General features: G+C 71.4%; 15 protein-coding genes and 1 pseudogene. 13 read left to right on the forward strand and 3 right to left on the reverse strand.

All coding sequences use genetic code 11. The annotated features are described in order from the left end of the window. The first annotated feature begins 209 nt into the window (after positions 1 to 209). The 8 genes from OG452_RS19930 (at position 210) to OG452_RS19965 (ending at position 9658) form a co-directional block, all read left to right on the forward strand. The gene (locus OG452_RS19930; RefSeq protein WP_327296931.1) at positions 210 to 461 is read left to right on the forward strand and encodes a DUF6400 family protein; all 252 of its coding nucleotides are present in this window, start codon (positions 210 to 212) and stop codon (positions 459 to 461) included. Beyond that, positions 445 to 690, forward strand: coding sequence for a hypothetical protein (locus tag OG452_RS19935; RefSeq protein WP_327296932.1), 246 nt, complete (start codon positions 445 to 447; stop codon positions 688 to 690). The genes OG452_RS19930 and OG452_RS19935 overlap by 17 nt, the downstream gene beginning before the upstream one ends. A gap of 402 nt (positions 691 to 1092) precedes the next feature. Next, complete coding sequence (locus OG452_RS19940) at positions 1093 to 2250, forward strand: acyl-CoA dehydrogenase family protein (RefSeq protein WP_327296933.1); 1158 nt, start codon at positions 1093 to 1095, stop codon at positions 2248 to 2250. 1 nt (position 2251) lies between these two features. Next, positions 2252 to 3991: a thiamine pyrophosphate-dependent enzyme gene (locus tag OG452_RS19945; protein WP_327296934.1), complete on the forward strand. Its 1740-nt coding sequence runs from the start codon at positions 2252 to 2254 to the stop codon at positions 3989 to 3991. Then, entirely contained in the window at positions 3988 to 5217 is a 1230-nt protein-coding gene (locus OG452_RS19950; protein ID WP_327296935.1) for a glutamate dehydrogenase, read from the forward strand. Before OG452_RS19945 ends, OG452_RS19950 begins: the two co-directional genes overlap by 4 nt. Continuing rightward, the gene (locus OG452_RS19955) at positions 5214 to 7421 is read left to right on the forward strand and encodes an acetate--CoA ligase family protein (RefSeq protein ID WP_327296936.1); all 2208 of its coding nucleotides are present in this window, start codon (positions 5214 to 5216) and stop codon (positions 7419 to 7421) included. The genes OG452_RS19950 and OG452_RS19955 overlap by 4 nt, the downstream gene beginning before the upstream one ends. Beyond that, entirely contained in the window at positions 7418 to 8266 is an 849-nt protein-coding gene (locus OG452_RS19960; protein ID WP_327296937.1) for an SDR family oxidoreductase, read from the forward strand. Before OG452_RS19955 ends, OG452_RS19960 begins: the two co-directional genes overlap by 4 nt. Before the next feature lie 192 nt (positions 8267 to 8458). After that, the gene (locus OG452_RS19965) at positions 8459 to 9658 is read left to right on the forward strand and encodes a serine hydrolase domain-containing protein (protein WP_327296938.1); all 1200 of its coding nucleotides are present in this window, start codon (positions 8459 to 8461) and stop codon (positions 9656 to 9658) included. Positions 9659 to 9753: 95 nt separating this feature from the next. On the opposite strand, the gene OG452_RS19970 is transcribed toward OG452_RS19965, so the two are convergent. Continuing rightward, positions 9754 to 11307 (reverse strand): APC family permease, encoded by a 1554-nt coding sequence (locus tag OG452_RS19970; RefSeq protein ID WP_327296939.1) that lies wholly within the window; start codon positions 11305 to 11307, stop codon positions 9754 to 9756. A 196-nt stretch (positions 11308 to 11503) separates the two neighbouring features. Between OG452_RS19970 and OG452_RS19975 the strand changes: the two are divergent. After that, a pseudogene (locus tag OG452_RS19975) lies at positions 11504 to 12121 on the forward strand (TetR/AcrR family transcriptional regulator); the annotation flags it as partial. A 150-nt stretch (positions 12122 to 12271) separates the two neighbouring features. Here the strand turns inward: OG452_RS19975 and OG452_RS19980 are convergent. Continuing rightward, positions 12272 to 13699, reverse strand: coding sequence for a pyridoxal phosphate-dependent decarboxylase family protein (locus tag OG452_RS19980; protein WP_327296941.1), 1428 nt, complete (start codon positions 13697 to 13699; stop codon positions 12272 to 12274). 169 nt (positions 13700 to 13868) lie between these two features. After that, on the reverse strand, positions 13869 to 14630 hold the full coding sequence (locus OG452_RS19985) for a FadR/GntR family transcriptional regulator (protein WP_327296942.1): 762 nt from the start codon (positions 14628 to 14630) through the stop codon (positions 13869 to 13871). 182 nt (positions 14631 to 14812) lie between these two features. On the opposite strand from OG452_RS19985, the gene OG452_RS19990 reads away from it, so the two are divergent. The 4 genes from OG452_RS19990 (at position 14813) to OG452_RS20005 (ending at position 20660) form a co-directional block, all read left to right on the forward strand. Next, positions 14813 to 16210 (forward strand): MFS transporter, encoded by a 1398-nt coding sequence (locus tag OG452_RS19990; RefSeq protein ID WP_327296943.1) that lies wholly within the window; start codon positions 14813 to 14815, stop codon positions 16208 to 16210. 126 nt (positions 16211 to 16336) lie between these two features. Beyond that, positions 16337 to 17227 carry a TIGR03084 family metal-binding protein gene (locus OG452_RS19995; RefSeq protein ID WP_327296944.1) on the forward strand — a complete coding sequence of 297 codons (891 nt, stop codon included), beginning with the start codon at positions 16337 to 16339 and terminating at the stop codon, positions 17225 to 17227. A gap of 53 nt (positions 17228 to 17280) precedes the next feature. Next, a complete protein-coding gene (locus tag OG452_RS20000; protein ID WP_327299701.1) occupies positions 17281 to 18975 on the forward strand; it encodes an acyclic terpene utilization AtuA family protein in 1695 nt (564 codons plus the stop codon). A gap of 83 nt (positions 18976 to 19058) precedes the next feature. Beyond that, the gene (locus OG452_RS20005; RefSeq protein WP_327296945.1) at positions 19059 to 20660 is read left to right on the forward strand and encodes an acyl-CoA carboxylase subunit beta; all 1602 of its coding nucleotides are present in this window, start codon (positions 19059 to 19061) and stop codon (positions 20658 to 20660) included. Positions 20661 to 20666 lie beyond the last annotated feature (6 nt).

A 20666-nucleotide genomic window follows, 5' to 3' on the forward strand; every position in this document is an offset into this window, starting at 1 on the left:
GTCACAGGGTCGTGCGGGGTGGGTCCGCCCTCTCGCCGCTCGGTGCCGGTAACGGCCCGCCCCTGTCAGCCGATCCGGGTGCATCCCGTCGATGGGCCGGGTGGTGCGTCGCCCCGGGCCGCTCCCGGGCGACTTAGGTCACCCTTCCCTGGTGCGGTGGGTGACTGGTACAGATGGTGGGAATCTGCCCGTACATCGGAAGTCTCGCCATGAACCCGGACAACACCACCGACCTCACCCCCTTCACGTTCGACCTGACCTCCGACGAGGTCCGGCGACGGGCCGAGGTCGTGGCTGCGCTCGGGCCCGAGTGGGACCCGGTGGCAGCCCTACGGGGTGAGGACGAGGCGTACGCCCTGCTCTACTCGGGCCTGGATGCGGAGCAGCAGCGCACCTACGACATGCTGGTCGCGGCCGGTGTCCTGCCGGGGGAGGAGCCGGGCCGTGCGGCTGCCCATTGATCCGCAGGCCGACTCAAGCCGCCGCGCCTGGGTGGCCTGCCCCGTCTGCGACGACGCCCGCCACTGCGCGACCTGCGCCAGCCGCCGCAACTGCTTCGAGCACTGGCGCTACCTGATCTCCAACAAGGGTCCGGTCGTCCACCTGCAGTGCCCGCGGTGCACGCACATGTGGTCATGGAACACCCGGCCCGGTGTCACCGGCCGCGGCGACGGCGCTGCCCGCTACTGACGCGTCGGGTTCGCTGTCCCCGCTACGCCTTGCTTCATTGAGTGGCGGACCGGCAGGGTGCGCGTGCCCTCGCTGCCCTCGGGGTTCAGTGCTCCGGCCGGAGGGGAGTGCTCGATGTGCCGGACCCTCCGGCGTTGCTCGTTCGTCATTGCTCTCCTTCTCCGGCTCGTCCGGCTCGTCCGGCTCGTCCGATCTGGTTCATCTGACGCTTACGAGCACGGCCGTTCGGCTCTGCTCCAATTCGAACCGGGTACCGGGCAGCGCCCAGATCAGCTGCCCGGCGGCCGTCATTAACTGATTGATGATTCAGTAGCGCACTCGTTGACAGAGCCGCTCGCGCCTCTTGATACTGACTGACGGTTCAGTAAATCGCTTCTGCTGCCGTCTCTGTCTGGAGGCACCATGTCCGAGCTGCCCGCCGAGCTGGTCCCGCTCACCGTCGATCAGCGCGACATCGTCGAACTCACCCGGGCCTTCGCGCGCGACGAGATTCGCCCGAGGGCGCGCGCCGTGGACGAAGCCGATGTCGAGACTCCCTGGGATCTGTGGCGCAAGGCCGCCAAGGTCGGGATCACCGGCTTCATGCTTCCCGAGGAGTACGGGGGCGGCGGATTCACCGATGTGTTCACGCAGTGCCTGGTCCAGGAAGAGCTGTGCGTCGGTGACCTGGGCATCGGCAACCTGCTCTGCTCCAACGGCTTCTTCGCCGACCCCCTCCTCGCGCTCGGCACCGAGGAACAGCAGCGCGCCTGGCTCACCCCGCTGGCCGGCCCGGAGACACCGATGACCTCGCTGGCCGTCACCGAGCCTGGCTCCGGGTCCGACGCGGCCTCCATCTCGACGACGGCGACGCGCACCGGCGCCGGGTATCTGCTGAACGGCCAGAAGGCGTGGATCTCCAACGCCGGAGAGGCCGAGCAGTACGTCGTGTTCGCCAAGACCGATCCCGCTCGGCTCTCCCGGGGCGTCACCGCCTTCCTGCTCCGCAAGGACACCGCAGGGGTCAGCTTCGGTGAACCGATGCGGAAGATGGGCCAGCGCGCCATCGTCTGCCGGGAGATCTTCTTCAGCGACGCGTTCGTGCCCGATTCGGACCGGCTCGGCGCCGAGGGGCAGGGCTTCCACGGGCTCATGCGCACCTTCGACATCTCCCGCACCGTGCTGGGCGCCGCCGCGACCGGTGTGGCCAGGGCCGCATACGAGTACGCCCGCGACTACGCGAAGACCCGGCAGCAGTTCGGCAAACCGGTCATCGAGCACCAGGCGGTGGCCTTCCGCCTCGCGGACATGCGGACACGCGTCGAGCAGGCGCGGCTCATGACCTGGCGAGCCGCGAAGCGGCTGGACGCCGGCCTCGATGCCACGGCGGAGGCGGCCATGGCCAAGCTGACGGCCTCGGAGACCGCCGCGTACTGCACCTGGGCGGCGGTCCAGACGCTCGGCGGCTGGGGCTACTCCCGCGAGTACCCGGTGGAGCAGTGGATGCGCGACGCCAAACTGGAGGAGATCGAGGAAGGCACGTCGGACATCATGCGCCTCGTGATCTCGCGGGGGATGTGAGATGGGCGAGCACAGTGCTGCACCCCGCTTCTCCGACGATGCCGACCGCCCAGGCCGCCCCGACCGCCCCGGTGCCCCCGGGCGTTACGGCCGCGAGCCGGCGATGTCCGGCGGCGAGGCGATCGTCAGATCCCTCGCGGCGCACGGCGTACGGGAGGTCTTCGGCATCCCCGGTACCCACAATCTGGAGATCTACCGGTTTCTGCGGCTGTACGACATCGGCAACGTGACGCCCCGTCATGAGCAGGGCGCCGGTTACGCGGCCGACGCGTACGCCCGGGTCAGCGGCCGGCCCGGGGTCGCCATCACCACCACCGGGCCCGCGTTGCTGAACATCGCGGCCGCAGTCGGGCAGGCGTACTCGGACAGCGTGCCGCTGCTCGTCGTCTCGCCCGGGATGCCGCTGCGGCACCCCCGGCTGTCCAACGGGCTGCTGCACGAAATGCGCAGCCAGACGGACGCGATGCGCGGCGTCGCGGCCTTCAGCCACCGGGTCTCGTCGGTCGACGAGATCGGTGCGGCCGTGGCGCGGGCGTTCGCGCTGTTCACCTCCGGCCGGCCGAGGCCGGCGCACATCGAGATACCGCTCGATCTGCTGGAGACCGCCGAACCGGTGAGCGGGATCCGGCTCACCCCGCCCGCAGCGCCGGTGGTTCCACCGCACGCCGCGGTGGACCGGGCGGCGGACGCGTTGCGCGCGGCGCGGCACCCGGCGATCGTGCTCGGCGGCGGTGCGCGCGGCGCCGGTGAGGAGTGTCTGGCACTCGCCGATGAGCTGGGTGCCCCGGTCGTGACCACCGCGAACGGCAAGGGAATCGTCGCGGAGGCGCATCCCCTCGCACTGGGGGTCTCGCTGCACAGCCCGGCTGTCCAGAAGTGGCTGGCGGACCGCGACGCCGTCATCGCCGTGGGCACGGAGCTGGCGGAGTCGGACCTCTGGTCCGCACCCCTGAAACTGAACGGCGCCCTCATCCGGATCGACGTCGACCCGGCGCAGATGTACGCGGAGCCGGCCGCCGACCACGCCCTGGTGGGCGATGCCCGCGTGACGGTGGGCGCTGTGATCGACGCGCTGCGGGCGGGGGGCGCTGGTGGTACCGCCGCCACTACCGCCGAGCGGTCCCTGTCGTCCCTGCCGGAGGAGGGGAGCGCCGCCCATGCCGTCGCCGCCCTGCGTGTCGCCCGGGACGACGAGACCCGCGTACGGGATACCCGCTGGGTGCCCTATCTGCGGGCCATCCGCCGGGTGCTCGCCCCCGACGCCGTCATCACATCCGACAGTGCCCAATGCTGCTACTACGGTGCGCTGCCGCATCTGCCCGTCGGTCCCGAAGGCAGGTATCTGCATCCCACCGGGTTCGGCACGCTCGGCTATGCCCTGCCGGCCGCGATCGGTGCGAAGACCGCCTGCCCCGGCCGGCAGGTCCTCGCTCTCAGCGGCGACGGCGGCCTGCAGTTCTCCGTCCAGGAGCTGGCCACGGCCGCGCAACTGCGTCTCCCTCTGCCCGTTGTGGTGTTCGACAACGGCGGTTACGGCGAGATCCGCGACGAGATGACCGCCCGCGGCGACACCCCCACCGCCGTCGACCTCCCGTGCGTCGACCTGCCCGCCCTCGCCCGCGCATACGGCGGTTACGGCGAACGGGCCCACTCGCCCGATGAGCTGGCCGACGCGCTGACCCGGGCGCTGACCGCGCCGGGCCCGACCCTGATCACCGTTCCGGAGGAGACCCCCCGATGACCACCCAGCCGAGCAGCCGCACGACCCCCGCCACCTCTCCCACCCCGTTGATTTCGTTGACCTGGACCGACCACGTCACCGGCCGCACCGGCCACTTGGTGGTCGACCGGCTGGTGCGCGGTGTGTCCAGCGGTGGCCTGCGGATGCGGGAGGGCTGCACCCTCGACGAGGTCGCCGGGCTGGCCCGGGGCATGACGATGAAGGAGGCCCTGCACTTCAACGGCGATGACCCGACAGCCCGTTACATCCCACTGGGCGGCGCCAAGGGCGGCATCGACTGCGACCCGCGGAGCCCCGACGCGTACGGGATCCTGGTCCGGTACCTGCAAGCCGTGCGGCCGTACATCGAGAGGTTCTGGACCACCGGCGAGGATCTGGGGCTGAGCCAGGACATCGTGGACAAGGCCGCCGCCGAGGCGGGCCTCGTCTCCTCCATCCAGGCCGTCTATCCGCTGCTCGACGACGAGGCGACGGCCCGGCAGCGACTGGCCGACGCCTTCGCGGTCGAGGTGGCGGGCATCGGCCTCGACGAACTGGCGGGCGGCTGCGGTGTGGCCGAGTCCGTGCTCGCGGTTCTCGATCGCGCGGGCGTTCCGTACGAGGGCACGCGGGTTTCCGTACAGGGGCTCGGCACGATGGGCGGGGCCACCGCCCGTTTCCTCGCCGAGGCCGGTCTGAAGATCGTGGCCGTGGCCGACGTCAAGGGCACCATCGCCAACCCCGACGGGCTCGACGTGGAGGCGCTGCTGCGTGCGCGGGACTCGTACGGGGCAGTCGACCGCGCCGCCCTCACCCCCGGCGACGCGGAGCTGCCGGGGAGCGACGCCTGGCTCTCCGTGGACGCCGAGGTGCTCGTACCGGCCGCCGTCTCTTATGCCGTCGACACCGCCAACCAGGCGCGGGTCACGGCACGTTGGATAGTCGAGGCCGCCAATATGCCAGTACTGCCCGATGCGGAGGCCCTGCTCGCGGAGCGCGGCATCGTCGTACTGCCCGACGTGGTCGTCAACTCCGCCACGAACGCGTGGTGGTGGTGGACGCTGTTCGGCGACATCGGCGCCGACGCGGACGAGGCGTTCGCCCACATCCGGCGGTCGATGCGGGTCCTCATCGACCAGATGCTGGCCCGCTCGGAGGCCGACGGAACGACGCCGCGCGCGGCCGCCCACGCGATCGTCGCGGACCGGCTGCCGGTGATCGCCGAGCGCTTCGGGTGGTACGGATGACCACAGAACGCCTGGATGCGGGGGCGGTGCGGGCGAGCGCGGAGCGGGCGGACGCGTCGAGGTCAGGCGCGGCGGTGGCAGGCGCGGAGGAGCCGGGTGCGGAGGACCGCGATGTCCCGGCCGACTCCCTCCGTGTGCTGTTCGACCCGGAGTCCGTAGCCGTCGTCGGGGCCTCAGGAAACCCGGAGAAGTGGGGCTACTGGCTCGCGTCCGGCGCACTCGCCGGGCGCCACCGCCGCACCGTCCATCTGGTCAACCGGCGCGGTGGCAGCCTCGACGGAGTGCCGTTCCTGCCGGCCCTCGCGTCCCTGCCCGCAGCCCCCGAGCACATCGTGGTGGCCGTACCGCCCCAGCATGTGCGGCCGGTGGTGGCCGAGGGGCTGGCCATCGGAGCCCGCTGCTTCACGGTGATCACCTCCGGAGGGACAGGAGCCGGTACGGGCGAAGACGCGGCGGACACGGAGCGCGGACTCGCCTCTCTTGTCACCGCACACGGCGCCCGGCTCCTCGGTCCCAACTGCATGGGCGTGGTCGACACGGAGAGTGAACTCCGCCTCAGCTGGGGCGACTTCCCGTCCGGCCAGGTCGGTCTGGTGTCGCAGAGCGGCAATCTCGCCCTGGAGATCGGCCGGCTGCTGGCCCGCGCGGGACAGGGCTTCTCCCGCTTCGTGTCGCTCGGAAACCAGCGGGACATCGATGCGGCGGACGCGCTCGACTCCCTGATCGCGCACGACGCGACCCGGGTGATCGCCGCGTACGTGGAGGACTTCCGGGACGGGCGCAGGCTCGCCCGGACCCTCGCTGCCGCCCACGCGGCCGGCAAACCGGTGCTGCTGCTGACCGTCGGCCGCAGCGAGGCATCCGGCCGGGCAGCTGCCTCGCACACCGGCGCCCTGGTCAGCGCCCGTGCGGTGGTGGCGGCGGTGTGCCGGGACGCGGGTGCGCTCCTCCTCGACACGGCGGGGGAACTGGCCGACGTCGCACTGTGCCTGCTGGCGGCGGCGCCAGGGGGTGCCCGGCTGCGACGGATAGCGGTGGTCGGGGACAGCGGAGGACAAGGGGCCCTGGCCGCCGACGCGTTGAGCGCGAGCGGTCTTGAAGTGCCCGTGCTCTCCGCCGCGACCCGGGCGGCCGTCGGCGCTTATCTGCCCCCGGGTGCCGGCTGCGGGAACCCCGTCGACCTGGCGGGGGCCGGTGAGGCCGACATCGGCAACTACGCTCGCATCGCGCGGACTCTGCTCCTCACGGGCGAAGCCGACGCCACCGTTCTCACCGGCTACTTCGGCGACTACGCCACCGCCAACCCCGCGCAGGCAGCGCGCGAATGCGATGTCGCACGCGAACTGGCGGCAGCCGTACGGGAGTCCGGCCGCGCGCTCGTCGTGCACACCATGGCCCGTGACACACCGGCCCTCGCAGTCCTGCGGCAGCACGGCGTCCCCGTGTACGAGCGAATCGAGCAGGCGGCGACCGCACTGGCGGCCACGGACCGGCTACGACGGACCGGACCGCAGCAGCCCGCGACACCGCCACCGCCGCCGTCCCCACTGCCGATCGCTACCGCTCCGCACCGCGTCCCCGACGGGGGGTACCGGACCGTCCGTGCGCTGCTCTGCTCGTACGGGATGGTCTTCCCGGCGGCGGAATTCGTCAGCACGGCGGACGAGGCTGCCGACGCGGCCCACCTCATCGGATTTCCGCTCGTGCTGAAGGCGATGGGGCTGGCGCACAAGACCGAGGCGGGCGGGGTGGCACTCGGCCTCGCCGACGAAGCGGCGCTGCGCAGGGCGTTCGGCCGGATGCGGGAGGCGACCCGCGCCGACCACTACGTGGTGGAGGCGATGGCCCGTCCTCCGTACGCCGTCGAGCTCATCGCCGGCGTGCGCCGCGATCCGGCCTTCGGGCCCGTCGCCATGATCGGCATCGGCGGGGTCACCGCCGAACTGCTCGCCGACACCACCCTCGCCATGGCGCCCCTCACCCCCGGACGGGCCCGCGAACTGCTGCTCTCACTGCGCCACGCACCACTGCTCACCGGCTGGCGGGGCGCTCCCGCCGTCCACCTCGACGCGGCCGCCGGCGCGCTCTGCGCGCTCGCGCGGGCCGCGGTCGAACACCCCGAGCTCGCCGAGCTCGAAGTCAATCCGCTGCTCGTCCACCCGGGCGGCGCGGTCGCCCTCGACGCACATGGAGTCCTGGCATGAGTTCTGGTATGAGTCCCGAACGCTGTGAACAGCCCGTGCCGCACGAACAGCCGCTCCCGCGAGGTGAGTTCAGCGACCGTACGTACATCGTGACCGGTGGCGGCAGCGGCATCGGGCGGGCCGTCGCGCTGGCCCTGAGCGACCGGGGCGCGCAGGTGGTCGTCGCGGGTCGCACCCCGGAACGGCTGGCCGAGACCGTCGTCCTCGCGGAGAAGAAGGGCGGCCGGGCCCTCGCCGTGCCGACGGACGTCCGGGATCCGGAGGCCGTCGACGCCCTCGTGACCGCCGCCGTCGCCCACTTCGGCCAGGTGGACGGCCTGGTCAACAACGCGGCCGGGAACTTCGTGGTGCCCGGAATCGACATGAGCCCGAACGGCTGGCGAGCGGTCGTCGACATCGTCCTCAACGGTTCGTACTACTGCACGCGGGCCGTCGCCCGCCGGCTGCGCGAGCAGGGCACCGGCGGATCGGTGCTGTCGGTGATCGCCAGTTACGCCTGGCACGGGCACCCGGGGACGGTCCACTCGGCCGCGGCGAAGGCGGGCGTGCTGGCCATGACGCGCACCTTGGCGGTCGAGCTCGCACCGCTGGGCATCCGCCTCAACTGCGTCGCCCCCGGCCCGACCGAGACGGAGGGCGCGGGCGCGGCGCTGTGGGCGACGGACGAGGCGCGGGCCGGAGTGCTGGAGACGGTCCCGGCGGGCCGGTTCGCCGATCCGGCGGAGATCGCGGAGGCGTCCCTGTTCCTGCTGGGCGACAAGGCCGCGTACGTGACCGGCGAGTGCCTGACGCTGGACGGCGGCCAGTGGCTCGGCAAGCAGGTGTACGGGAGTACGTCGGCGTAGGGCTTTCGTTCCAGGGCATTCGTTTGGATCACGCCGGGCTCGCGGGGTGCGGACGGTGGGGCTCCGAATGGGTGGACTCCTCAGCAGCGGATCGGGAAGGGCGTCTCCGCCACGGGTCGGGACGGTGATGATCTGCCCTCCGTCCCTCACGAAGTCCCCTCACGAAGTCCCCTCATGAAGAGGTGCCCACGTATGAGACGTACTCCCTCCCGCCGTCTGCTTGCCGCAGCGCTGCTCGTGGCGTCCGCGCTGGCACCGATGGCAGCGTTTCCCGCCACTGCCGTCCATGCCGCGGGCATCGCCCGGTACGACGAGGGCGACTGGCCACCGGGCGGCCTCGGTCCCCAGCTCACCGCCCGGCTGGACAAGGCCATCGCGGACGTCCGCCGGCAGGCGGGTATCCCCGGCGTCGTCGTCGGACTGTGGATGCCGGGCAGGGGAAGCTACGTCCGTGCGACCGGTGTGGCCAACACGGTCACCGGCGAGCCGATGGCCGCCGACTCCTTCGTCCGGATCGGCAGTGAGACCAAGACCTTCACCGTCACCGCGTTGCTCAAGCTCGTGGACCAGGGGCGGATCAGGCTGGACGACCCGATCTCCCGCTACATCCACGGCGTGCCCGACGGTCACCGGATCACGCTGCGTCACCTCGCCGAGATGCGCAGCGGGCTCTTCCCGTACACCGCCGACCCCGACTTCATCCACGACCTGTTGAGCGACCCACAGCGCTCCTTCACCCCGCAGGAATCGCTCGCGTACGGCTTCAAGCACCCGAACACCTCCGCTCCGGGCACGCAGTTCCAGTACTCCAACACCAACCTCGTCCTGCTCGGCCTGGTGATCGAGAAGGTCAGCGGTCACAGACTCGCCGACTTCATCCACCAGCAGGTCCTCCGCCCGGCTCACCTGTGCCACACGCTGCTCCCGACGGGGGCGGAGTTCCCCGCGCCGCACTCGCACGGTTACACCGACCAGACGCTCAGTGGCGAGACCGCGGACGCCACGCACTGGAACCCCAGCTGGGCCTGGGCGGCTGGGGGAATGATCTCGGATCTGGGTGACCTGCGCCGCTGGGCCAGGACTGTCGCCACCGGCGAACTGCTCAGCCCTGAGACGCAGGCACAGCGGCTCAGGACGCTGCCGACCGGCTTTCCCGGTACCGGTTACGGCCTGGGGATCTTCGATACCAACGGATGGATCGGGCACAACGGCTCGATCCCGGGATACGAGACCGTGACCGTCTATCTGCCCTCGCGGAAGGCCACCCTGGTCATCGTGATCAACACGGACAGCCAGCGCGAAGGCCAGGAGCCGTCCACACTTCTCGCCCGGGCGATCACAGGGGTCGTCACTCCCGACAACGTCTACGACGGCTCGGTTCCCACGCGCTAGTACCGCCACGGTGTTTGCCGTGACGACTCAGCAGCCGGCCGTTGACCACCGGCTGCTGAGCCGGCGCGGGACCCCTCCCGCTCCCCGCCCCGTTCCTATCCCTTTGCCCGGCGGGTCTTCGTTCCCAGCGCGTAGAAGACCACCCCGACGGCCAGGAACAGCACGATGGGCACGGTCTGGGTGAGCGTGTACGCGAGGCGCTGGCCCTCGAAGGACGGGGGCAGTGAGCCGGCCGGTGAGCCCGAAGTGCCGAACCAGCCGACGCCGAACCCCGGCCAGATGAGCACGAGCACGGTGAACGCGACCAGGCCGGTGGAGAGCACCGTCACCGTCCACGCGCCGACGCGTCCGCCCGGCACGGAGTAGGGGCGCGGGGCTTCGGGGTACTTGCGGCGCAGCGCCAGCAGGCTGGGGAAGGTGATCACGTACGAGATGAACGTCGTGGAGATCGTCAGGCTCAGCCCCGCCGCGAAGTACTTCTCGCCGTTGCCGCCGGTGAGGTTGAGCGCCACCACGAAGAGAACCGACGCGAGTACGGCGGAGAGCAGGTTGACCCGGACCGGAGTGCCGTGCTTCTCGGAGATGGTGCCGAGCCAGGCCGGCCCGGCCCCGTCCGCGCAGGCCACCGCCTGAGCGCGGTGGGCCCCCATCGCCCAGGTGACCCCGGAGGTGAGCAGCCCGATGATGAGGCCCGCGGCGGCGATTCCGCCGAAGACGGCGCCCGCGCCGGTGAGGGTGACGGTGCCGTCGGCCGCGATGTGGCCGCCGTACACCGTGAACACCGCCTTGCAGGCGTCGATGAACCCGCCGAGGCTGCCGATCTCCTTGCCCGGCAGGACAAAGAGGATGCCGAGGATGGGGCCGCCGTAGAGGACGAGGGATGCGAGTCCGGAGCGGAGGATGGCGAGGGGGATGTCGCGGCGCGGGTTCGTCATCTCCTCGGCGGCGGAGCTGGGCAGTTCGAAGCCGACGTAGTTGAAGATGAGTACGGGGACGAGGGCGACGAACCCCGTGTACGTGGGGGTGAACTGCGCTGCGGGCAGGCCGTGCAGGCCGTTCTCGGCGGCGAAGACGACGACGGAGACCAGGAAGAAGCCGAGCAGCACGATCCGGGCCACGGCTCCGGCGATCGGAACCCACTTGCCCACCCGCACGGACTGGACGATGGCGAGGGTGCCGCCCCAGATGAAGACGAGGCCGGCCGCGTACTTCCAGACGCCGGGCAGGGGCGTGAAGAACTCCTCCCACGTCGTCAGGGCGATGATGCAGAGGCTGCCGCCCACCCAGACGGGGTTGGACATCCAGTAGAGGATCTGGTTGACACCCGCGGTCAGCCGCCCGAAGGCGAGCCGGGTCCACACATACGGGCCGCCCTGTACGGGGAAGGCCGAGCCGAGTTCGGCGACGAGCAGCCCGTACGGGAGGAAGAAGGCGAGCGCGAGGATCGCCATCCAGGTCAGCCCCTGCGGTCCCTGGGCGGCGACCGAGCCGATCGTGTCCAGGCCGACGAGGGTGCAGATGAGGAAGAACAGGACGTCGAGGCGGCGAAGGTCCTTGCGCAGCCGGCCCCGTTGTTCGCCCCAGCCGGTGGACAGGTCGGGGGTCTGCGGGGCGGGCTGGGAGGCTGCGGTAGGCGGTGCTTGGGTCACGGAGGGACTCCTACGGCGGTACTGGAGCGTACTGGCGCGCACATGTAACTGACTGAATAGCCAGTCAGTAGAGAGACTGTGTCCCCAGCCGTGTACCGGTGTCAATACTCCGTCGGCCCCTGTCTGGACTGTCCGTTGGGCCCGGTCGTGTGCAGGACGTGCGGATGGCCGCCGCGCCGGGAATTAGGGTGACGGCATGGCAAGAGTGCGGTTGAGCGTGGAGGAGCGACGCGGGGAGATGCTGCGCGCCGCCGTCGAGCAGATCGAGGCGCGGGGCGTCCCGGCCGTGCGGATCGCCGATGTGGCCGCGGCTCTCGGTGTGAGCAACGCGCTGGTGCTCTACCACTTCTCGACCAAGGAGAAGCTCGTGGCGGCCGCGTTCCACCACGCCGCCGAAGGCGACCTCGCCCAGCTGCGGAAACTGCTCGGACGCCGTACGCCGGCGGTGGCCAGGCTGCGTACGGCGGTGCGCTGGTACGCGCCGACGGGGCAGGCCAAGGGCTGGCGGCTGTGGATCGAGGGCTGGTCGGCGGCATTGCGGGACCCGGGCCTGCGGGAGGTGACCCGGGATCTCGACCAGCAGTGGAAGGCCGCGCTGACCGAGGTCATCGCGGAGGGCGTCGACGCGGGTGAGTTCCCCTGCGCGGATCCGGCGGCCGCGGCGTGGCGGCTGACCGCGCTGCTCGACGGGCTCGCGGTGCAGATGACGTCGTACTCCGGGTACGCCGGGTCGCTCACCCGCGCCACGATGCTGGAGTGGACGGACGACGCGCTGGCGCGGGAGCTCGGTATCGACCGCGCAGCGCTTACGGGGACGGGCCAGGGGACGGGCAGGGGCGCGGGTAACAGGGTTGCGAGTAAGGGGGCAGACAAGGTCGCGGGTAAGGAGACGGGTAAGGGGGCAGGCAAGGGGGCGGGTGCCGGTCAGGGTCGCTGAGACCGGCACCCGCCCCCTTGCTGCTTTTTACAACGCCGACGCCGTAACCCTTTCCGTACGCTCGCCCCTGCTGCCCTCGTCGTCTTCGGCCTCCCGGACGACGAGCGAGTCGAGGATGGCGCGGACCCTCTCCTCGGTGATGCCGGGGTGGAGGAACGCGAGCCGCGCGACCGTTTCGCCCTCCCAGACGCTCGGGGTGATGAAGGCGACGCCCGACGCCAGAAGCTCCTTGGACCAGGCGTAGTAGTCCTCGGGCTGCCAGCCGGTGCGACGGATGAGTACCACGGTCAGTTCGGGCTCGCGCAGCAGCTCCAGGCCGTCGTACTGCTCGACCAGGCGGGCCGTGCGCTGCGCGATCGCCGCGCCGTGGGCGACCGCGTCGCGGTAGGCGTCCGTGCCGTGGACGGCGAGCGAGAACCAGAGCGGCAGGCCGCGGGGGCGGCGGGTCAGGTGGTAGGCGTAGTCGCTCGGATTCCACTCGCCGCCCTCGTCGTCCCCGTGAATGGCGTCCAGGTACGAGGCGTCCTGCGTGTGCACGGCGCGCGCCGTCCTCGGGTCGCGGTAGAGCAGGGCGCCGCAGTCGAACGGCGCGAACATCCACTTGTGCGGGTCGACCACGAGGGAGTCGGCGTGCTCGATGCCGTGCAGCCGCTCCCGTAGTTCGGGTACGAAGAGCGCCGCGCCGCCGTATGCGGCGTCGATGTGCAGCCACAGATCGCGGGCGCGTGTCTGCCCGGCCACCCCCGCGAGGTCGTCGATGATCCCGGCATTGGTGGTGCCCGCGGTCGCGACGACGGCGACGACGGGTGCTCCGCCGTCCCGCTGCGCCGCGTCCAGGGCCGTGGTGAGCGCTTCTCCGGTCAGCCGGTGGTCGGTGGTGGGGACGACGAGGGCTTCAACTCCCAGGATCCGCAGGGTGTTGCCGACCGAGGAATGGACCTGGTCGCTCACCGCGATCCGTACCGGAGCGCGTTCGTCGAGGCCGAGGCGGGTGCGGCCGGTGTCGCGGGCGACGACGAGGGCCGAGAGATTGCCGGCCGACCCGCCGCTGACGAAGCAGCCGCCGGCGTCGGCGGGCAGGCCGGCCAGGTCGGCGAACAGACGCAGTACGGAGTTCTCGGCGGCGACCGCGCCGGAGGCCTCAAGCCAGGAGACACCGTGCAGGGACGAGGCCGAGACCACCATGTCGAACAGGGCGGCGGCCTTGGTCGGGGCGCCGGGTATGAAGGCGAGGAAGGCCGGGTGGTCGCAGGAGACGACGGTCGGTTCGAGGTCCTCGGTGTAGGTGCGGAGCACGTCGGCGGGGTCCCGCGGGGCCGCTCCGATGGTGTCCTTCAGGGCCAGGGCCAGCTCCTGGTGGTCGCCGAGGCGGCCGAGCGGCGGCGGGTCGAGCCGGAGCCGGTGCAGGAGGTGATCCATGACCTGCTGGGTGAGGTCCTCGTCGTAAGAGTGCACGGGGCGTCTCTCCTGTCGTGCGCGGCCGGTGGATAAGCGAAGCGTTTTCATTGGATCTCTAATTGGGTCTACGTTGGACCCAATTAGAGGAGCGTAAAGGCCACGCTCGTTCGCGTCAATCGCGTCGATCGGGTCAGTCGGGTCGATCGGGTCAGTCGCGTGGATCGGGTCAGTCGTCCGAGGCGAACTGGCCCAGCAGGGCCAGGAACTGGCGGTGCGAGGCCCGCAGGTGCTCCAGCATCCGGGCCTCCGCGGCATCGCCGTCCCCCGACAGCACGGCGAGCGCCACGCCCTCGTGCTCCTCGCGGAATGCGCAGCCGAAGTCCCGGCCCGCCGGATACACCCGAGTCCAGTCCGAGCCCAGCCACAGGGCGTTGCCGCCCACGAACATCTCGGTCCTGGCCCGGGTCACCGCCTCCGCCAGCACCTCGTTGCCGCCGGTCGTGGCGATGCCGAGGTGGAAGGCGGTGTCCACGCGGTGGTACGCGCCGAGGTCCGCCACCTCGGTGTCGAGCAGCGCAACGAGCTCACGGCGGGCGGTGCCCGACCCGCGCTCCGCGGCCAGCCGCGCCGCGAACGGCTCGATCGCCTGCCGGTACTCCATGTAGTCGCGCAGCGAGGCCCGGATGCCGGCCGTGATGGTGGCACGCGCCCGCTCCCGGCCCGGCTTCACGGCCTCGACCCGGGTGCCGCCCGAGCGCCCCAGGGTGGTGCTCACCAGCCCTTCTTCGGTCAGCTCGCGCAGCGCCTGCCGTACGGTGTTGCGGCCCACGCCGAAGACGCCGGCCAGCTCTCGCTCGGTGGGCAGCCGGTCGCCGGGAGCGAAACCGCCGAGGGCGATGCGCTGGCGCAGGGCCTCGGCCACCACCGCGTGCGAGGGTGCCTGCTTCGCGACGGCCGCCCGCTCGTCCCGATTTCCGCTGCTGCTCACGTGCCCTCTCCCCGGTCGCGGGCCGTGCGCCTGCCGCCGTGCCCCTGGGGCCCATGTTATTGGACCTGGCGCGGATCCTATTGACACCCCGATCTCGGCACTTTAGCGTCGGCCCATCGTTTTTGGGTCTCACGCAAGCCCAATGGTCGGCCGTGATGGGCCGCCCGTGAAGGAGTACGCGCATGAGCACAGCCCCTGGTGCCGGGACGGCACCCCTGAGCAGGTCCAACCCGTGGAAAGTCGCCGGGGCCTCGATGATCGGGACCAGCGTCGAGTGGTACGACTTCGGCATCTACGCGACGGCCGCCGCGCTGGTGTTCCCCGAGCTGTTCTTCCCGGAGATGAACCGGGCACTGGGCACCCTCATGTCGTTCACGACGCTGTTCGTCGGATCCCTGGGGCGCCCGCTCGGAGCCATCGTCTTCGGGCACATCGGCGACCGCTTCGGCCGCAAGAGGGCTCTCATCTGGTCGATGACCCTGATGGGCGGGGCCACCGTCTGCGTCGGCCTGCTTCCCGGCTACGCGTCCATCGGTGTCGCCGCGCCGATCCTGCTCGTACTGATCCGCATGATCCAGTCCCTCGCGGTCGGCGGCGAGTGGGGTGGGGCGGTGCTGTTCGCCGTCGAGCACGCCCCGCCGCGGCGCAAGGCGTTCTTTGGATCCTTTCCCCAAGTCGGAGACGGCGTGGGGTACTTCCTCTCCACCGGCGTCTTCGCCCTGATGGCCCTGGTCGGCCACCGGGCGCTGGTCGACTGGGGCTGGCGCGTTCCCTTCCTGCTGTCCGCCGTACTGGTCCTCGTCGGCCTGGTCATCCGCAGCAGCATGGAGGAGTCACCGGAGTTCGAAGCTGCCCGGCTGGCCGAGGAGGCCGAGGAGAAGCAGGCGGCACCGTTCATCGCCGTGGTCCGCGACGCCTGGAAGACCTGGCTGCTGGCCTCGGGCGCCTTCCTCATCACGGTCGCCGGCTACTACATCGTCGTCACCTTCATGTCGACGTACGCCGTCTCCGACCTGGGGTTCACGGACTCCCAGGCAGCGGGCGCCGGTACGGCGGCCTCGGTCGTCGTCATCGTCTGCACCCCGCTGGCCGCCCTGTGCGCCGACCGCTACGGGCTCCGCAAAGTGACCCTCACCGGAATCCTGCTCCATGTGGTGGTCGCCTTCCCGATGTTCTGGCTCGTCGACACCCACTCGGTGGCCGGCCTGTGGCTGGCGATGTGCCTGCCGATGCTGGCCAGCACGATCGCGTACGCCTCGATCGGCACACTCGTCTCCGGCTGGTTCGCGCCACGGGTCCGCTACACGGGCCTCTCCATGAGCTTCCAGACGGCCGGCCTCGTCGGCACCCTGGCCCCGGCCGCGGTGACGTGGCTCTACAGCGACTTCGGCAACTCCTGGATCCCGGTCGCCCTGACCTTCGTGGCCATGGCGCTCGTCAGCGCCGTCTGTCTGATCGCGTGCAACCCGGCCCGTGGGGCGGGGCAAGCCGAAGGACGGGCCGCCGGAATCGGGGCCGAGACCGCATGTGCCGAGAAGGCGGACGGGGCGACGGCCGGTGCGGAGACAGCCGGCTTGTGACGGGTCGTCGATACGGCTGGTGAATACCGAGTCCCTTCGCCGAAAACAATGCAAGCACGCTTGCTTGTTTTCGCGGTCGCTGCCATGCTCCCGGACACGAAGCCGTCCCCCCGGAGGGAGCGTTCCGTGTCCGATGCAGGTGCCGTACTGGATGATCTGGTCGGCGAGAGCGCCGAACTGGACCTGCTCGTAGCGGAGTTGAGCGTCGACCAGTGGTCGCTTGCCACCCCCGCGCCCCGTTGGACCGTCGCCCACCAGATCGCCCATCTGGCCTGGACCGACCGGGCCGCACTGCTGGCCGCCACCGAGCCCGACGCCTTCGGCGCAGAGGCCGAGAAGGCGCTCGCCGCACCGGAGACCTTCGTGGACGACGGTGCGGAGGAGGGCGCGGGGCTGGATCCGGCCGTGCTGCTCGCCCGGTGGCGTGACGGCCGCGAACAGCTTCAGCGGGCCTTGCGGACCGCCCCGTCCGGCGCGCGATTCCCCTGGTACGGGCCGCCGATGAGCGCCGCGTCCATGGCCACCGGGCGGCTGATGGAGACCTGGGCGCACGGCCAGGACGTGGCGGACGCGCTCGGGGTGGAGCGTGTGCCGACCGCGCGGCTGCGGCATGTGGCGCGGATCGGCGTGCGGGCCCGCGACTTCGCCTTCGGGGCGCGGGGGCTTGAGGCGCCAGGGGAGGAGTTCCGGGTCGAGCTGACCGCGCCGGGCGGGGAGCTCTGGGAGTACGGGCCCGCCGACGCCGTCCAGCGGGTGACCGGGCCCGCGCTCGACTTCTGCCGGCTCGTCACCCAGCGCACACACCGCGACGATGTGGCCCTGCGCGCCACGGGCGCCGATGCCGACCGGTGGCTCGGGATCGCGCAGGCTTTCGCCGGGCCTCCCGGGGCAGGACGCGTACCGAAGGACGCACCTCCTGGACCTGGACGCGTGACGGAGGACGCACCTCCTGGACCTGGACGCGTGACGGAGGAAGCACCTCCCGGACCGGGACACGCACCGAAGGGCGACGCGTGAGGCCGCTGCGGATCGGCAACGCGTCCGGCTTCTACGGCGACCGGTTCGGCGCCATGAAGGAGATGCTCACCGGCGGGCGGCTGGATGTGCTGACCGGGGACTACCTCGCCGAGCTGACCATGCTCATCCTCGGCCGCGACCGCCTCAAGGACCCCCGCGCCGGCTACGCCAGGACCTTCCTGCGCCAGTTGGAGGAGTGCCTCGGCGAGGCGCACGACCGGGGGGTGCGGATCGTCAGCAACGCGGGCGGCCTCAACCCGGCCGGACTCGCCGAGGCCGTACGGGAGTTGGGTGAGCGGATCGGCGTCCCTGTCCGGGTCGCGCACGTCGAGGGCGATGCCCTGCCGCTGCCGGACGGCGCGCTGACCGCCAACGCCTATGTGGGGGGCGCCGGAATCGCCGCGTGTCTGCGGGGCGGGGCCGATGTGGTGGTCACGGGCCGGGTGACGGACGCGGCGCTGGTCACCGGGCCCGCCGCCTGGCACTTCGGCTGGGGGCCCGACGATCTCGACCAGCTGGCGGGGGCGGTGGCGGCCGGGCATGTGCTGGAGTGCGGGACCCAGGCGACCGGCGGGAACTACTCCTTCTTCACCGCCCACGACATACGCCACTCCGGCTTCCCGGTCGCGGAGATCGCCGCCGACGGCTCGGCCGTGATCACCAAGCACGACGGTACGGGCGGGGTGGTCGACATCGGCACGGTGACCGCGCAGCTGCTGTACGAGACGGGCGGCGCGCGGTACGCCGGCCCTGATGTCACGACCCGGCTCGACACCGTACGGCTGACGCAGGACGGGCCCGACCGGGTACGGATCTCGGGCGTACGGGGGGAGGCGCCGCCCCCGAAGCTCAAGGCAGGGGTGACCCGGATCGGCGGCTGGCGCAACGAGGTCGTGTTCGTGCTCACCGGACTCGACATCGACGCCAAGGCCGCACTGGTCCGCCATCAGGTGGAGGACGCCTTCGGGGCAGGGGCGCGGGCAGAGGCAGGGGCAGAGACCGGAGCGGCAGGGGACGCCCGTGGGCCGGGCAAGTCCCGCCCGGCCGACGTGCGGTGGGAGCTGGTGCGTACGGATCGCGCCGACGCCGACAGCGAGGAGTGCGCGAGCGCGCTGCTCCGCCTCGTGGTGCGCGACAGCGACCGGGAAGCGGTCGGGCGGGTGGTGAGCGGGGCCGCGATCGAGCTGGCGCTCGGCAGCTACCCCGGGTTCCATGTGACCGCCCCACCCGGGAAGGGCACGCCGTACGGGGTCTTCGAGGCTGTGTACGTGGACCGGGGCGCGGTGGAGCAGGTGGCCGTACTCCCGGACGGGGAACGCGTGGTGGTACCGGATCCGCCCCGTACGTCGGAGCTGACGGCGGTCATGGAGTCCGCCCTGCCCGAGCGACTGCCGGATGCGTCACCCGGGAACACCATCCCGCTCGGGCGGGTCGCCGGGGCGCGCAGCGGGGACAAGGGCGGCGACGTGAACGTGGGCGTGTGGGTGCCGACCGACACTGCGTGGCGGTGGCTGGCCCACGAGCTCACCGTCGAACGGTTCCAGGAGCTGCTGCCCGAGACACGGGGCCTGGTGGTCTCGCGCCATGTGCTGCCGAATCTGCGGGCGTTGAACTTCATTGTGGAGGGGCTGCTGGGGGAGGGCGTCGCGGGGCAGGAACGGTTCGACCCGCAGGGGAAGGGGGTGGGGGAGTGGCTGCGGAGCCGGGTGGTGGAGGTGCCGGTGGAGGTCCTGGCCCCTTCTCCATAGCCGGGCGGCAAGGCCCCGCACCCCTGTGTCCTCAAGCGCCGGACGGGCTTGAGAGGTCCCGTCCCTCACCCAAGGAGCCCCCGATGACCACCCTCCGTTCCGCCCTCGCCCCCGCGTCCCCCGAATACACCGCCCACCGCGAGTCCATGCTCGCCAAACTCGCCGACCTGGAGGCCGAGCACACCAAAGCGCTCGCGGGTGGCGGTGAGAAGTACGTCGCCCGCCACCGCGAACGCGGCAAACTCCTCGCCCGCGAACGCATCGAGCTGCTGCTCGACCCCGACACGCCCTTCCTCGAACTGTCCCCGCTCGCCGCCTGGGGCACCGACTACCCTCTCGGCGCCTCCATGGTCACCGGCATCGGCACAGTCGAGGGTGTCGAATGCCTGATCACCGCCAACGACCCCACGGTGCGCGGCGGGGCCAGCAACCCCTGGACGCTGAAGAAGGCCTTCCGGGCCAACGAGATCGCGTACGCCAACCGCCTCCCCTGCATCAGCCTCGTGGAGTCGGGCGGCGCCGACCTCCCCTCCCAGAAGGAGATCTTCATACCCGGCGGCGCGCTCTTCCGGGACATCACCCGGCTCTCCGCCGCCGGAATCCCCACCGTCGCCGTGGTCTTCGGCAACTCGACGGCGGGCGGCGCCTATGTGCCCGGCATGTCCGACCACGTCATCATGATCAAGGAGCGGTCGAAGGTCTTCCTCGGCGGGCCGCCGCTGGTCAGGATGGCGACCGGGGAGGAGTCCGACGACGAGTCGCTCGGCGGCGCCGAGATGCACGCCCGTGTCTCCGGTCTCGCCGACTACCTCGCGCTGGACGAGCCCGACGCGCTGCGCCAGGCCCGCCGCGTCGTAGCCCGCCTCAACTGGTGCAAGGCGCAGCCGGATCCGCCCGGCCCCGCCGTGCCGCCCCGGTACGACGGGGAGGAGCTGCTCGGTATCGTGCCCGGCGATCTGAAGACCCCCTTTGACCCGCGCGAGGTCATCGCGCGCATCACCGACGGCTCGGACTTCGACGCGTTCAAGCCGCTCTACGGGCCGAGCCTGGTCACCGGCTGGGCCGAACTGCACGGCTACCCCGTCGGCATCCTCGCCAACGCGCAGGGCGTCCTCTTCTCCGAGGAGTCCCAGAAGGCCGCCCAGTTCATCCAGCTGGCGAACCAGCTCGACATCCCGCTGCTCTTCCTGCACAACACCACCGGCTACATGGTCGGCAAGGAGTACGAGCAGGGCGGCATCATCAAACACGGCGCGATGATGATCAACGCCGTGTCGAACTCGAAGGTCCCGCACCTCTCCGTCCTGATGGGCGCCTCCTACGGCGCGGGCCACTACGGCATGTGCGGTCGCGCCTACGACCCCAGGTTCCTGTTCGCCTGGCCCAGCGCCAAGTCCGCCGTCATGGGACCGCAGCAGCTGGCGGGCGTGCTGTCGATCGTCGCGCGCGCCTCCGCGCAGGCCAAGGGGCAGCCGTACGACGACGACGCGGACGCCGCGCTGCGGACCATGGTCGAGCAGCAGATCGAGTCGGAGTCCCTGCCGATGTTCCTGTCCGGGCGGCTGTACGACGACGGGGTCATCGACCCGCGCGACACCAGGACCGTGCTCGGCCTGTGCCTGTCCGCCATCCACAACGCACCGGTCGAGGGCGCCCGCGGCGGCTTCGGCGTCTTCCGGATGTGAGGACAG

The sequence above is a fragment of the Streptomyces sp. NBC_01197 genome (genome assembly GCF_036010505.1).
Taxonomy (GTDB): domain Bacteria; phylum Actinomycetota; class Actinomycetes; order Streptomycetales; family Streptomycetaceae; genus Streptomyces.

What these genes read in the sequence shown, in the direction of transcription:
- OG452_RS19930 (WP_327296931.1), top strand. Translation starts at nt 210, where the DNA reads ATGAACCCGGACAACACCACCGACCTCACCCCCTTCACGTTCGACCTG.
- OG452_RS19940 (WP_327296933.1), top strand. Translation starts at nt 1,093, where the DNA reads ATGTCCGAGCTGCCCGCCGAGCTGGTCCCGCTCACCGTCGATCAGCGC.
- OG452_RS19945 (WP_327296934.1), top strand. Translation starts at nt 2,252, where the DNA reads ATGGGCGAGCACAGTGCTGCACCCCGCTTCTCCGACGATGCCGACCGC.
- OG452_RS19950 (WP_327296935.1), top strand. Translation starts at nt 3,988, where the DNA reads ATGACCACCCAGCCGAGCAGCCGCACGACCCCCGCCACCTCTCCCACC.
- OG452_RS19955 (WP_327296936.1), top strand. Translation starts at nt 5,214, where the DNA reads ATGACCACAGAACGCCTGGATGCGGGGGCGGTGCGGGCGAGCGCGGAG.
- OG452_RS19960 (WP_327296937.1), top strand. Translation starts at nt 7,418, where the DNA reads ATGAGTTCTGGTATGAGTCCCGAACGCTGTGAACAGCCCGTGCCGCAC.
- OG452_RS19965 (WP_327296938.1), top strand. Translation starts at nt 8,459, where the DNA reads ATGAGACGTACTCCCTCCCGCCGTCTGCTTGCCGCAGCGCTGCTCGTG.
- OG452_RS19990 (WP_327296943.1), top strand. Translation starts at nt 14,813, where the DNA reads ATGAGCACAGCCCCTGGTGCCGGGACGGCACCCCTGAGCAGGTCCAAC.
- OG452_RS20000 (WP_327299701.1), top strand. Translation starts at nt 17,281, where the DNA reads ATGAAGGAGATGCTCACCGGCGGGCGGCTGGATGTGCTGACCGGGGAC.
- OG452_RS20005 (WP_327296945.1), top strand. Translation starts at nt 19,059, where the DNA reads ATGACCACCCTCCGTTCCGCCCTCGCCCCCGCGTCCCCCGAATACACC.